12 protein-coding genes are annotated in these 12,106 nt (G+C 67.8%); 3 read left to right on the forward strand and 9 right to left on the reverse strand.

All coding sequences use genetic code 11. The features are described 5' to 3' along the window. Positions 1 to 5: 5 nt before the first annotated feature. From A9975_RS07860 to A9975_RS07875, 4 genes are all read right to left on the reverse strand, one after another. Complete coding sequence (locus tag A9975_RS07860; protein WP_370564243.1) at positions 6 to 644, reverse strand: ABC-type transport auxiliary lipoprotein family protein; 639 nt, start codon at positions 642 to 644, stop codon at positions 6 to 8. A gap of 111 nt (positions 645 to 755) precedes the next feature. Beyond that, the gene (locus A9975_RS07865) at positions 756 to 1,697 is read right to left on the reverse strand and encodes an MlaD family protein (RefSeq protein ID WP_183032111.1); all 942 of its coding nucleotides are present in this window, start codon (positions 1,695 to 1,697) and stop codon (positions 756 to 758) included. After that, the gene (locus tag A9975_RS07870) at positions 1,694 to 2,587 is read right to left on the reverse strand and encodes an ABC transporter ATP-binding protein (protein ID WP_183032112.1); all 894 of its coding nucleotides are present in this window, start codon (positions 2,585 to 2,587) and stop codon (positions 1,694 to 1,696) included. The genes A9975_RS07865 and A9975_RS07870 overlap by 4 nt, the downstream gene beginning before the upstream one ends. Beyond that, positions 2,584 to 3,705 carry an ABC transporter permease gene (locus A9975_RS07875; RefSeq protein WP_183032448.1) on the reverse strand — a complete coding sequence of 374 codons (1,122 nt, stop codon included), beginning with the start codon at positions 3,703 to 3,705 and terminating at the stop codon, positions 2,584 to 2,586. The genes A9975_RS07870 and A9975_RS07875 overlap by 4 nt, the downstream gene beginning before the upstream one ends. 141 nt (positions 3,706 to 3,846) lie before the next feature. On the opposite strand from A9975_RS07875, the gene A9975_RS07880 reads away from it, so the two are divergent. The 3 genes from A9975_RS07880 (at position 3,847) to A9975_RS07890 (ending at position 6,361) form a co-directional block, all read left to right on the forward strand. Further along, entirely contained in the window at positions 3,847 to 4,737 is an 891-nt protein-coding gene (locus A9975_RS07880; protein ID WP_183032113.1) for a biotin--[acetyl-CoA-carboxylase] ligase, read from the forward strand. Beyond that, positions 4,734 to 5,576 (forward strand): type III pantothenate kinase, encoded by an 843-nt coding sequence (locus tag A9975_RS07885; protein ID WP_183032114.1) that lies wholly within the window; start codon positions 4,734 to 4,736, stop codon positions 5,574 to 5,576. The genes A9975_RS07880 and A9975_RS07885 overlap by 4 nt, the downstream gene beginning before the upstream one ends. Before the next feature lie 68 nt (positions 5,577 to 5,644). After that, entirely contained in the window at positions 5,645 to 6,361 is a 717-nt protein-coding gene (locus A9975_RS07890) for an SPOR domain-containing protein (RefSeq protein WP_183032115.1), read from the forward strand. A gap of 27 nt (positions 6,362 to 6,388) precedes the next feature. Here A9975_RS07890 and rfaE2 read toward each other — a convergent pair whose 3' ends face one another. From rfaE2 to A9975_RS07915, 5 genes are all read right to left on the reverse strand, one after another. Next, positions 6,389 to 6,877, reverse strand: a complete 489-nt coding sequence (gene rfaE2 / locus A9975_RS07895) for a D-glycero-beta-D-manno-heptose 1-phosphate adenylyltransferase (protein ID WP_183032116.1) — start codon at positions 6,875 to 6,877, stop codon at positions 6,389 to 6,391. A gap of 858 nt (positions 6,878 to 7,735) precedes the next feature. Continuing rightward, positions 7,736 to 8,599 (reverse strand): ferritin, encoded by an 864-nt coding sequence (locus tag A9975_RS07900; RefSeq protein ID WP_043342844.1) that lies wholly within the window; start codon positions 8,597 to 8,599, stop codon positions 7,736 to 7,738. A 219-nt stretch (positions 8,600 to 8,818) separates the two neighbouring features. Further along, positions 8,819 to 10,060 (reverse strand): patatin-like phospholipase family protein, encoded by a 1,242-nt coding sequence (locus tag A9975_RS07905; RefSeq protein ID WP_183032117.1) that lies wholly within the window; start codon positions 10,058 to 10,060, stop codon positions 8,819 to 8,821. Between the two features lie 72 nt (positions 10,061 to 10,132). Next, entirely contained in the window at positions 10,133 to 11,026 is an 894-nt protein-coding gene (locus A9975_RS07910) for a PhaM family polyhydroxyalkanoate granule multifunctional regulatory protein (RefSeq protein ID WP_183032118.1), read from the reverse strand. Positions 11,027 to 11,095: 69 nt separating this feature from the next. Next, positions 11,096 to 11,980 (reverse strand): enoyl-CoA hydratase/isomerase family protein, encoded by an 885-nt coding sequence (locus tag A9975_RS07915; protein WP_370564124.1) that lies wholly within the window; start codon positions 11,978 to 11,980, stop codon positions 11,096 to 11,098. Between the last annotated feature and the right edge of the window lie 126 nt (positions 11,981 to 12,106).

Genomic DNA, 12,106 nt, shown 5'->3' on the forward strand with positions numbered 1-12,106 from the left:
CCCGCTTATTGCAGCGGCAGCGTTGCCACCCAGTCCAGGATCGCCGCAATGGCGGCATCGCTGCCGGTGGCAAGCGCCTTGACGCCGCCGGCGCCATCGGCCGTGGCGGCGGGCTGCGCCACCACGAAGGTCTTCTGCCCAATCAGCCCGCTGCGAAATACCGTGGCACGCACGCGGATCACGCCGCGGCTGGCGTTGGCGCTGTCGAACACCTGCTCGAACTCCAGCACGTCGATCTTGAGCGCCGGCGCGGCAGTGTCGCCGAACCAGGTCAGTGCGCCGCGCGAGGCCACGGCTTCGCGCAGGCGGTCGTCGAACAGGCGCACCGGCGACATCACCCAGCGCTGCGTGGCATAGGGCTGCAGGCGCTCCGCCTGGGCGTAGTGCAGCCGGTAGTACAGCGAGTTGCCGTCCAGCCAGGTAGGGCCATCGGTCTGCGCCACGCGCATCTTGGGCAGGTGCGCGGCGTCAGGTGCGGCTCCCGCCGGCGGGCCCAGATCGTAGGTGATGGTGGGCGTGGAAGGCGTCAGGGCACAACCGCCCAGCAGCAGGCAGGCCAGCGCGACGCCGGCGGCCAGCCGGCGCGGCAGGGCGAAGGTGCCGGGTGTGTCGCGTCCGTCCGGCCGGGTTTGGGCATTGCGCATCATGATGTGCCTTGGTTTGCTCGAAGGATTCGCAGCGCCAGCCTGGCGGGCCAGGCGTGGCGTGCGTGCGGCGAGTGCGTAGGTGCGCGGCATGAGGGCTAGCGGTCCGCGTCAGGGGGCCTGGAAGCCGGGCTCGCCCGGGCCCGGCACGGCGGCGGGGCCGCCAAACAGCACGCTGCGCGGGCTGTCGTTGAACTGGCTGGCGGCGCGGTCGATGCTGCGCATGGTCTGGCGCGCATCGCGCGCGAGCCCGTTGATCTGCGGCAGCGTGTCTTGCGAGACACCGCCAGCGGCCGACTGCACGGAATCGGCGGCACCCTGCAGGTCGCGCCCGACGCGGTCGACGGTGCGCATCACGGTACCGTCGGGGCTGGCCAGCTCCTGGGTGAGGCGCCGCGTGGAGGCCAGCGTGGCGTTGAGGTTCTCGGTCACCTGCGGCAGCTGGCGCACGGCCGGCGCGATCGAGCTGGCCAGTTGCGAGTAGTCGTCGGCGGTCTTGTGCACCGAGCGGATCGCCCCCATCAGGTCGCGCCGGTTGTCGGCCTGGAACATGTCGTTGAGCGAACCCATGATCGTTTCCAGTTGCGTGAGCAAGCTGTCGCCGCGCTTTTCCAGCTCTTCGAAGAAGCCGGCCCGCATGATGATGCGCGCCACCGACTTGGAGGACGTGGCCAGGTGCGGCGACGGCGTGCCGCCTTCCTGCGCGGTGGTGTCGTCGAGCTGCACGTAGCCGATCCCGGTCACGCCCTGGAAGCCGAGCGTGGCATAGGTGGTGTGGGTGATCGGGGTGTCCTGGTTGACGCTGATGCGCACGATGATCTGGCCCGGCACGGTCGGATCGAAGCGGATCGACACCACCTTGCCCACGTCCAGCCCGCGGTACTTGACGTCGGCCTGCGGCCCCAGCCCGTTGACGGTGGAGCGGGTGATCAGGTCATACGGCACGCGCACCGCGTGGTCGCTGCTGAACCAGAAGATGGCGAACAGCACCAGGATGGCGAGTCCGATCGTGAACACGCCGGCCAGGAAGGCGTGTGACTTGTTTTCCATCATGCTTCTCCAGATTGCGGGCCTGCGGGTGTGGCCGCATGCGTTGCCGCGCGTGCCGCGTCCGGCAAGGCCGGGAGCGCCTGCATGGCGCGCTGCCCGCGCTCGCCCAGGAAATACTCGTGGATGAACGGGTGGTCAACATGCACCAGTTCCCGGATCGGCAGCGCGGCGAGTACCTTGTGGTCCGCCAGCACCGCGACGCGGTCGGACAGTGCCACCAGGGTGTCGAGGTCGTGGGTCACCATCACCACGGTCAGGCCCAGCTCGCGGCGCAGTTCGCGGATCAGCGCCACGTAGTCGTCCGAGGCCATCGGGTCCAGCCCGGCGGTGGGCTCGTCCAGGAACACCAGCTCCGGCTCCAGGGCCAGGGCACGTGCGAGCGCCACGCGCTTGATCATGCCGCCGGACAGGTCGGACGGCATCTTGTCCGCGTCCCGGGCCGATAGCCCCACCAGTTGCAGCTTGAGCAGCGACGCCGCGCAGATGAGATCGTCGGGCAGGGTGCGAAGTTCACGCAGCGGCAGCGCGATGTTGTCGATCACCGACAGCGCGGAGAACAGCGCGCCGCGCTGGAACTGCAGGCCCCAGCGGTTGCGCAGGGCTTGCAGCCGGGCCGCGTCGAGCTTGGTCAGGTCCTCGCCGAACACACGGATGGTGCCGGAGGTGGGCCGCTCAAGCCCCACGATCTGGCGCAGCAGCACGGTCTTGCCGCTGCCCGAGCCACCGACGATGGACAGCACTTCGCCCCGGTACACATCGAGGTTGAGGTGGTCGTGCACAACCGCCTCGCCAAAGCGCTTGACCAGGTCGCGTACCTCGATCACGGTGGTGCGCGGGGCGTGCTGCACGGTGCCCGAAGGCGGCGTTGCGGTGGCGGTCGTGGTGGTAGTCATAAGCCGATGTCCTTGAACAGGATGGCGAAGATGGCATCGGCCACGATCACGACGGTGATCGAGGTCACCACCGAGGCGGTGGTGCCTTCGCCCAGGCTGCGCGTGTTGGGCTCGATGCGCAAGCCGAAATGGCAGGCGGTAAGTGCGATCAGGATGCCGAACACCACGCCCTTGCCCAGGCCCATCCACAGGTTGGCCACCGGCACCGCATCGGGCAGCGCGCGCAGGAAGAAGGCCGCGCTGATATCCAGCTGGAAGTGCGCGGCCAGCATGCCGCCGGTAAGCGCCAGCACGTCGGTCCACGCCACCAGCAGCGGCATGGCGATGGCCAGCGCGATCACGCGCGGCATGATCAGCCGGAAGCCGTGCGAGATGCCCATCACGCGCATCGCATCGAGCTCCTCGGTGACCCGCATCACGCCGATCTGCGCGGTGATGGCCGAGCCCGAGCGCCCGGCAATCAAGATGGCCGCCAGCACCGGGCCCAGCTCGCGGATCACCGCCATGCCGAGGATGTTGACGATAAAGATGCTCGCGCCAAAGGTGCGCAACTGGTTGGCCGACAGGTACGACAACACGATGCCGATCAAAAACCCAACCAGCGCCGTGATGCCGAGCGCCTTGTAGCCGACGTTGTAGATATTGGCGGAGATCTCGCGCCAGGGGCCGCGCTGCGGCGCGCGCGCCAGGCGCAGCAGGTCGAAGGCCAGCTGGCCCAGCATGGTCACGCCATTGCCGAGCTGCGAGAACATCGACAGGATCGAGGCACCGAACAGGGTCACCGGGTTGAACCGGTCCACCATATGTTTCTTCCAGTTCTCGCGGCGCAGCCCGGCGATGCGGGTAAAGACGCGGCGCTGGGCCTCGTTGGCTTCCAGCTTCTCGGGCAGCTTGCCGCCCCAGGCCTGCCACATCAGCTGTGCGCCAATGTGATCGAGCCGGGCGAGGCTTGCCAGCGACCAGTGCGCGTCCGCGGCGATCGAGTGCAGCTCGCTGCGCAGCGCGCGGGCGCGGTGGCAATCGGACAGCGCAAGCGCTGTCCAGTCGCCGCGCAGTTGCACGGTTTGCGCTCCGTCCGCGCGCGTCACTTCTATGGCTGGCGTGGTAGGGCTTTCCAAAGGAGGGGGAGAAGTGATGGGCAAGTCCCGATTCTATGCCACCCGCAGCGTCAGCGGGCGTGCGCAGCGCCTCGGCCGTGGTTTCGCACGGCTACAATGCGTAGCTGCTTGTGCCCATTGTGTTGTCCATCGTCGAAACGCATGTCCGCTGACAAATCCTTGCCCACGCCAGACCCGACCCCTGCGCCCGCCGCTCCCGCGCAAGCTTGGCGCATCGACCCCGATCGCCTGCGCGCCGCGCTCGCCGGCCCCGCGCGCGGCTGGGCCCTCGGCATGGTCGACGAGACCGGCTCCACCAACGCCGACCTGACGCTGGCCTGCCGCAGCGCGCCGTGGACCGAGTCCGCCACGCTGCGCCTGGCCTACCGGCAGACCGCCGGGCGGGGCCGCCAGGGGCGTCCCTGGCAAGGCCAGGCCGGGCTGACGTTCTCGGTGGCGCTGCCCTTGCCGCTAGCGCCCTCGCAGTTGAGCGGGCTGAGCCTGGCGGTGGGGCTGGCGCTGGCCGAGGCGCTGGGTGACTGCGACGCGCGCCTTGGCGCCGCCGTTGGCCTGAAATGGCCTAACGACCTGCAGATCGACGGCCGCAAGCTGGCCGGCATCCTGATCGAGTCGGTGCCGGCAGGGCCACAGCGAGTCTGGGCCGTGGTCGGCATTGGCCTGAACCTGGTGCGCGATGCGCAGATGGAAGCCGCGCTCGGGCGCAGCCTGGCCGGTGTGACCGAATTCCTGCCGGGCTGCGATCCCACAGCGCTGCTGGCGGCGGTGCTGAACCGGCTCGCGGTGATGCGCGAGGATTTCCTGGCACAGGGCTTTGCGCCGATGGCGCCCCGCTGGTCCGCGCGCGACGCCTATCGCGACCAGCCGGTACGCCTGCTGCACGACGGCCGCGTGCAGGCCGAAGGCCTGGCGCGCGGCGTTGACGGCGACGGCCACTTGCTGCTGGAAACGCCCTCGGGCCTGGAGCGCATTGCCAGCGGCGAAGTGTCGCTGCGCTTGGCGGAAAAAGCGGCGGACAACGGGGCGGGCGCATGAGCGGCACCAGCGCCGGTATGCCGCGAGTTCCGCAACTGCTGATCGATATCGGCAACACCCGCCTGAAATGGGCCTGGTGCGACGAGGCCTGGTCCGGCGCCGTGCTGCACGAGACGCCATTGCCCACGCCCTGGCCGCACGGCGGCGCGGTGGCCCACGGCGAACTGGCCACGCTGGTGGTGCAATGGGCGTCGCTGCGCGCGGCCGGCGCGCAGCCGATGGTGTGGGTCAGCAACGTGGCCGGCCCGGCCATCGCGGCCAGCCTGCAAGCCACGCTCGACACCGTGTTCGGCCCTGGCATCGGTGTGAACTGGGTACGCTCGGGCTCGCGCTTCGGTGGCCTCGTCAACGGCTACCGCGAGCCCACGCAGCTCGGCGTCGACCGCTGGATCGGCAGCATCGGCGCGCGCTGCTACCGCCCAGAAGGCGCTCTGCTGATCGTTACCGCGGGTACCGCCACCACGCTCGACGTGGTGAGCGCGCAGGACCGTTTCGAAGGCGGCCTGATCCTGCCTGGCCTGGACCTGATGCTGGGCGCGCTGGCGCGCAACACAGCGCAATTGCCGTCCCTGGACGTGAGCGATGCCGGGCTGGCCACGCCCTGGGCCGACAACACCCGCGACGCCATCGCCGCCGGCTGCCTGGCGGCCCAGGCCGGTGCCGTGGAGCGCACCTGGCGCGCGCTACGCGAGCGTGGGCCGGTGCGCTGCCTGCTCTCCGGCGGCGCCCGCCATGTGCTGGCAAACGCGCTCTCCATGCCGTTCGAGATGCACGATAATCTCGTGCTGCTCGGCCTGCATGTGATGGCCTCGCAAAGCCCGGTCGGCACAGCGGGCTGAACCGCCTCACACCGCATTGCACCGCATCGCCTTCTTCACCCGTCGCTCCACCCCCTGCATCGCCCCCAATGCTCCAACGAAGCCTCCTAATCCTGCTGGTCCTGGTCAATGTGCTGCTGCTGGCTGCCGTGCTGGGCGCGTTCGGCCCACAGCCGCTGGCCGGCTGGCTGGAAAGCGCGCGAGAGCCCGAACGCGCTGCCCAGCAGATGCGCGCCGAACGCTTCCGCCTGATGCCGCAGGCAAGCGGCAGGCGGCCGGCATCCGAGCCCGCCACTGCGGCAGCCACAGCCGCAACCACAGCCACGCCCCCAGCCGGCGCACCAGCCATGGCTTGCGTCGAGATCGGTGGTTTCAACGGGGAACTGGTGCGCAAGGTGGCCGATGAGCTGGCCGGCGCGCCGCCCGGCGCCTGGCGCGTGGAACAGTTCGAGCGGCAGGAGCAGGCGCGCTGGTGGGTCCACCTGCCGCCGCAGGCCTCGCGCGAGAACCTGCAGCGCAAGCTCGGCGAGTTGCGCCGGCGCAATATCACCGATATATCGGTGGTCAGCGCCGGCTCGCCGGAAACCTATACGGTGTCGCTGGGCTTGTTCCAGGAGCGCGAGCATGCCGAGCATTTCCTCGACAACCTGCGCGAGCACGGCGTGCGCACCGCGGTGCTGACCGATACGCCGCATCCGCTGACGCGCCAGTGGCTGCGCGTGCGCAACGCCGACGCGGCACTGCGCACGCGGCTGGACGAGATGCGCCAGCGCTATGGTGCGCAGGACTTGCTGACCTGCACCTGAGCCGTGCGTCAGCGCTTGCTGCTCCGCTCAGCTGCCCTGGCGTACCTTGGACAGCAGCTTGGTGGTGGAGCGGTCGTGCAGGAATGCGATGGCATGCGCCTGGCCGCCCCAGCTGCGCACCAGGCGGGTTTCTTCCAGCGTATCGATGTCGTAGTCGCCGCCCTTGACATAGATGTCCGGGCGCACCAGCCGGATCAGCTCGACCGGCGTTTTCTCGCGGAACATAACGACCAGATCCACCGATGCCAGCGCCGCGATCAGCGCCATGCGATCCGATTCGTGGTTCAGGGGACGGTCATCACCCTTGCCGAGCATGCGCACTGAGGCGTCGCTGTTGACGCCGACTACCAGGCTGGCGCCCAGGGCCTTGGCTTGCGCCAGGTAGGTGGCGTGGCCGCGATGGAGGATGTCGAAGACGCCGTTAGTGAAGACTAGCGGGCGGGGGAGGGTGGCTAGTTTTTCTGCTAGCGCGGTTGGGTTGTCGGGGGGGACTAGTTTGGATTCGAAGGCGGGCATGGTGGGAGGGAAAGGCGTTGTGTTTGGGCGGCGGAGGGTTTTGTGATTGTGTTCGGGTGGGGGGTGAAGTTCAACTGCAACGGCTTAACGTCAACTTCAACTGCAGTTTCACCTCCCCTGCGGGGAGGCGACCTACTTTCTTGTCTCGCCAAGAAAGTAGGCAAAGAAGCGACCCGGATGGGGCGAAAGCCTCCTCGTCGCCGGACGAAAAGAGCGGCCGGAGGCCAAACTCGCATCGCCTTAAGGCGATACTCAAACATGGCCTCCTCGTTTCCGCTCTTTTCGCCCGACGACGAGGCGCCCCATAACGGGGGATGAAAACCCAGACGGCTCGCTGCGCGTCGCGGGCAGGTGATTGCCGCCTGGGGGCGGCAATCACGGCTACACCGAATGGTGATTTGATCCCCACGACCACTGGTTCTGCCGTGTTTCCCGCCTGGGGGCGGGAAACACAGGAGCGCGATGCGCAGCGAGCCGTGAAGGTGTGCCAAGGCCGTATGGGGCGCCTCGGGATTTCACGAAAAGAGCGGCCGGGACCCAAACTCGCATCGCCTTAAGGCGATACTCAGACATGGGTCCCTCTTTTCCGCTCTTTTCGTGAAATCCCGAGGGGGTGTCGCCCCATCCGGCGCGCCTTCTTTGCCTACTTTCTTGGGCAAGACAAGAAAGTAGGTCGCCGCGCCGCAGGCGTGGTGAAACTGCAGTTGAAGTTGACGTTAAGCCGTTGCAGTTTGCAGTTGCAGCCACAACCAACCACCACCCAAATTCCAACACCCCCAAAAAAACAAAACCCCATCAACCGATGGGGCCCGTCCCGCCGAAGGCGCCAAAACGACACCCCCAGCCAAAAAACCAACCTTATGCCTGCGCCGGCTGCGCACCACCCGCCGCCTGCAACCGCACATTCAATTCCTTCCGATACCGGTTCAAATCCTGCACGGTCTCGAAAGTGCGCTCGAACAGCAGCGACATATTGTGCAGGATCCGCTCGATCACCTTCTTCTCCCAGCCTTCGTCGAAGCGGATCTGCTCGTCGAGCCAGTGCTCGAGCCAGTCCGGGTCCGGCAGGCGCGACTGGATGGTGTCGTTGGGGAACAACGCCTTGTTGACGTGCAGGTTGGTCGGGTGCAGCGGCTTTTCAGTGCGGCGGGCGGAGGCCATCAGCACGCCGATCTTGGCGAAGGCCGAGCGGGCGCTGTCGCCGAACTGGTTCAGGTATTTCTTCATGTAGCGCAGGTAGGCGCCGCCGTGGCGGGCTTCATCCTGCGACAGGGTGCGGTAGATCTGCTTGATCACGGGCTCGGTGTGCCATTCGGCGGCACGGCGGTACCAGTGGTTGAGGCGGATCTCGCCACAGAAATGCAGCATCAGGGTTTCCAGCGGCGGGGCCGGGTCGAACTCGAAGCGCACGGCGTGCAGCTCTTCTTCGGTCGGCACCAGGTCCGGGCGGAAGCGGCGCAGGTATTCCATCAACACCAGCGAATGCTTCTGCTCTTCAAAGAACCAGATGCTCATGAAGGCCGAAAAGTCGGAATCGTGGCGGTTGTCGCGCAGGAACATCTCGGTGGCGGGCAGGGCCGACCATTCCGTGATGGCATTCATGCGGATCGTCTTGGCCTGATCGTCAGTGAGCAGGCTCGGGTCGAAGGAATCCCAGGGGATGTCCTTGTCCATGTGCCAACGTACCGCTTCCAGCGATTTGAACAGTTCGGGGTAGAGCATGGTAAGCCTTTGAAATTACGGGCAGATTCTACCAGATGCGAATTATTCCCAATGCCCTTTTTAAGCGCAAAGGAAGGGGATGTTTGCGGCTGAACCTGCACGATGCCCAATTTATGGGCGAATATCGCGCCTTTTCTTGCTTTTGCTGGTGCGAAAAAGAGCGGTATGCGTTGCTCTGCGCCAAGTCCGACGATGCGGCAAGCCCGTTGTGCCCTTAAGTCAGGCCGTTACACCGGCGGGTGGTTCGATATCAAGTGTAACCGTCCGTGCGGGCGTTGCGTTCGTGTCGTTGCCATAATCGGGCGGGATGACATCATAGAGGAACGCCGCGAGTTCGTGCTGTTGCGCCAGGGCGTCTTTCTCGCCCAGGTCGATCAGGGCCTGGGTGAACTCGGGCTCGAACAGCAGGTAGCTGGCAAAGGCCGCGCCGCGCGCTTCGGTGCCGCCCAACGGCGTCAGCAGGGCGCGCACGGTGCGGGGCAACTGTTGCACATGCGTCGCGGCAATGGACTCGATGGGCTCGCTGGGCGAGATTGTCATCACCTGAACCGGGCGCCAGCCTTCGCGGTCGTTGGCGATCTCCGGCATGCGCGAGAGCAGGCTGTTGATGTGCTGCAGCCGTTCCAGGTCCGCGCTGAGCCCGTCGAGGAAGATGCTGGCCAGGGCCTGGCCGCCCACCTGCGCCAGTGACGGGTAGCCGCCGGCCGGCACGGTGTCGAACCAGCCCGGGCGCTGGCGGGAGGCTGCGCCGATGGCCAGGATGCGGGACGCACCCAGGTGGATGGCCGGCGACAGGGGCGACATCTGGCGCATGGTGCCGTCGCCGAACCACTCATGGTGTCCTTCGAGCTCCAGCGGCAGCGCGGGGAACAGGAAGGGGATGGAGGACGACGCCAGGAGGTGGTCCACGCCGATCCTGGCTTCCACGGCAAGCCGCTGGCTGCGGCGCCACGGATGGATGCGGCGGTGTGACTGGTAGAAGGTGACGTGGCGCCCGGTGGTATAGGACAGCGCCGTCACGGCAAAGGCCTGGAGGTCGCCGGCGTCCAGGCTGCCCTGCACCCGCTCGGGGTCGAACAGCTCGCTGAGCAGGCCGCCCAGCGGCGCGTTGTCGAACAGCGCCCGCGGCGCGCGCCGGATGGCCCAGCCGAAAGCCAGCGCGGAGAGCCACCGCGCGCCGGACGCACCCACGCCGACGATGCCGGTGCGGTAAACATCCTCGGCATGGATGCCGCTCCACAGCGCGGCCAGGCTATCGGCCGCGACGCGGAAGTTGGCCGCGTTGATCGCCATGCCGGCACCGTTGATGGCGCCGGCCGACGTGCCGCAAATGATGTCGAAGGGAATGCGGCCACGATCGCGGCCGTGCTGCGCGGCGATGCGCGCGAGGCCGCGTAGCACACCGGCCTGGTAGGCGGCGCGGGCGCCGCCGCCCATCATGATCAGCGAGGTGGTCTTCACTGCTGGCGTCCGCTCCGAAGTTGGCTCACACGGGGTTCCCCTGGCGTTGCGGGGCTCAGGTGCGGCTCAGGCTCAGGATGGCTCGCCGGAAGTGTCGGCCGAGCCGTTGGCACTGCCTTGCGGCTCGGCGGGCTTGGCCGCCGCGGATTTCTTGCTGGCCGGGCGTGTGGCCTTGGGCGCGGGTTTGGCGGCTGGCTTGGCCCCGGCCTTGGTGCCGGCCGCCTTGCTGGCTGGCTTGTGGGCCGGCCTGGCCTTGCTGGCAGGCGCCTTGCCTTGCGGCCTGGCGGCGGGAGCGGGCGCGGGCGCGGCTTCGGGCGCGGCCGTGCCGGGCATGCCAGGCATGCCAAAGCCGCCCAGGTTGCCGAGATTCCCAAACGGCGACATGCTGGCGGTGGCGGCGCTGCTGGCGATCTGGTTGAACTGCTGCTGCAGCACATCCCACCACAGGCTGGCATCCGGCGGGGGGGCGTCGCCGGTGCCGGCAGCGTGGCCGGATGCCGCGGCCGGCTCTTGCGCCTTGCCAGCTTCGGGCGCATCGGGGCCGTTGTCTTCCTCGTCCTCGTTTTCCTCGACCGTGGGCTCGGGCCAGACGCGCCTGGCCGCAGGGGGCTCGGCCGGTTGCTGGTAGGGCGCCGCGCTGGGCGAGTTGGCCGCGCGCGCCACGTTTTCCATCGCGCTTTGCATCGCCTCCGGCGAGAGCGCGGTGCCGATGGTCTGCAGCGCCACCAGCGTGGCGCGCTGCACTTCCAGGCCCTGGATGGTGGTGCGCAGCAGGTTGGTGTTGAGCTGCAGCCAGCCTTCCACGGCCTTGAGGTCATGGATGCGCTTGTCGACGTCCTCCAGGTTCATCGGTGGGGTCATGGCCTGCAGGCCAGGCATCAGCCCGCCCGGCATGCCGGCGGCACTGCCCCACATCTTGCGGAGGAACTCGAAGCCGTTGGTGAAATCTGGAATCTGGCCGAACATGGTCTCGCCTCCGGGGGTCGGCAGCCGGCGGCGCCGGCTGCGGAACTGCATTGATCGGAACTACCTGCGTTACTCGAACTGCGGCGGCCGCTTTTGCCGCAGGCTGGCTACGCCTTCCTGCACATCGGGGCCGGCAAAGCCCATGAATTCCAGCGCCAGCGAGGCATCGAACGAGGGGCCCGCCATGCGCAGCCAGTTATTCAGCGCGTACTTGGTCCAGCGGATTGCCGTCTGCGACCCGGCGGCCAGCCGGCGCGCCACGTCGAAGGCGCGCTCGACCAGTTCCTCTTCGTCCACGGTCAGCGACACCAGCCCGATGCGCTCGGCCTCTTCGCCGCTCACCGACTCGCACAGCATCAGATAGTACTTGGCCTTGGCCATCCCGCACAGCAGGGGCCATACGATTGCGGCATGGTCCCCCGCCGCCACGCCCAGGCGCGTATGGCCATCGACAATGCGCGCGGTCCTGGCCGCGATCGAGATATCGGCCAGCAGGCCAGCCACCAGCCCGGCGCCGACCGCCGGGCCGTGCATGGCCGACACGATCGGCTTGTCGCAATTGATCACGTTGTAGACCAGGTCCCGGGCCTCGTGCCACACGCGGGTGCGGGTGGCGAAATCGTTGGCCATGTCTTCCACCAGGGACAGGTCGCCGCCGGCCGAAAAGCCTTTGCCTTCGCCGCGGATCAGCGCCACGCGCACGTCCGGATCGGCCGACACGTCGCGCCAGATTTCGGCCAGCTCGCGGTGCATATTGGCATCGGCTGTGGCCAGCTTGCGGTTGGCGGACTGTTGCGCACCCATCACGATCTCGAGGATGGGGCCATGCCGGCGCAGGGTCAGTGCCTGGTAGCGGTCGTAGCGTGGCGACAACGGCGCGTCGTCAACGTTGTCCGTGCCGGACGCTAGCGGGGTGGGCGAAGGCGTAGGCGGTTGCGAAGGGATTGCGGTCATGGGGCAGCGATGGCGGGGCCATTCCTTGGTGACGCGTGGGGGCCGGGCCGCGAAAAACGGCCCGGGTCGCCGCCGGTGGCTGCCTGGCGCAGTCGACGGCAATTAGCCAACCGTTCGGTCGGTCAA

It is taken from the genome of Cupriavidus sp. UME77, assembly GCF_014170355.1.
Lineage (GTDB): Bacteria > Pseudomonadota > Gammaproteobacteria > Burkholderiales > Burkholderiaceae > Cupriavidus > Cupriavidus basilensis.

Coding starts and splice junctions, on each gene's coding strand:
- A9975_RS07860 (WP_370564243.1), bottom strand. CDS start 644: ATGCGCAATGCCCAAACCCGGCCGGACGGACGCGACACACCCGGCACC.
- A9975_RS07865 (WP_183032111.1), bottom strand. CDS start 1,697: ATGATGGAAAACAAGTCACACGCCTTCCTGGCCGGCGTGTTCACGATC.
- A9975_RS07870 (WP_183032112.1), bottom strand. CDS start 2,587: ATGACTACCACCACGACCGCCACCGCAACGCCGCCTTCGGGCACCGTG.
- A9975_RS07880 (WP_183032113.1), top strand. CDS start 3,847: ATGTCCGCTGACAAATCCTTGCCCACGCCAGACCCGACCCCTGCGCCC.
- A9975_RS07885 (WP_183032114.1), top strand. CDS start 4,734: ATGAGCGGCACCAGCGCCGGTATGCCGCGAGTTCCGCAACTGCTGATC.
- A9975_RS07890 (WP_183032115.1), top strand. CDS start 5,645: ATGCTCCAACGAAGCCTCCTAATCCTGCTGGTCCTGGTCAATGTGCTG.
- rfaE2 (WP_183032116.1), bottom strand. CDS start 6,877: ATGCCCGCCTTCGAATCCAAACTAGTCCCCCCCGACAACCCAACCGCG.
- A9975_RS07900 (WP_043342844.1), bottom strand. CDS start 8,599: ATGCTCTACCCCGAACTGTTCAAATCGCTGGAAGCGGTACGTTGGCAC.
- A9975_RS07910 (WP_183032118.1), bottom strand. CDS start 11,026: ATGTTCGGCCAGATTCCAGATTTCACCAACGGCTTCGAGTTCCTCCGC.
- A9975_RS07915 (WP_370564124.1), bottom strand. CDS start 11,980: ATGACCGCAATCCCTTCGCAACCGCCTACGCCTTCGCCCACCCCGCTA.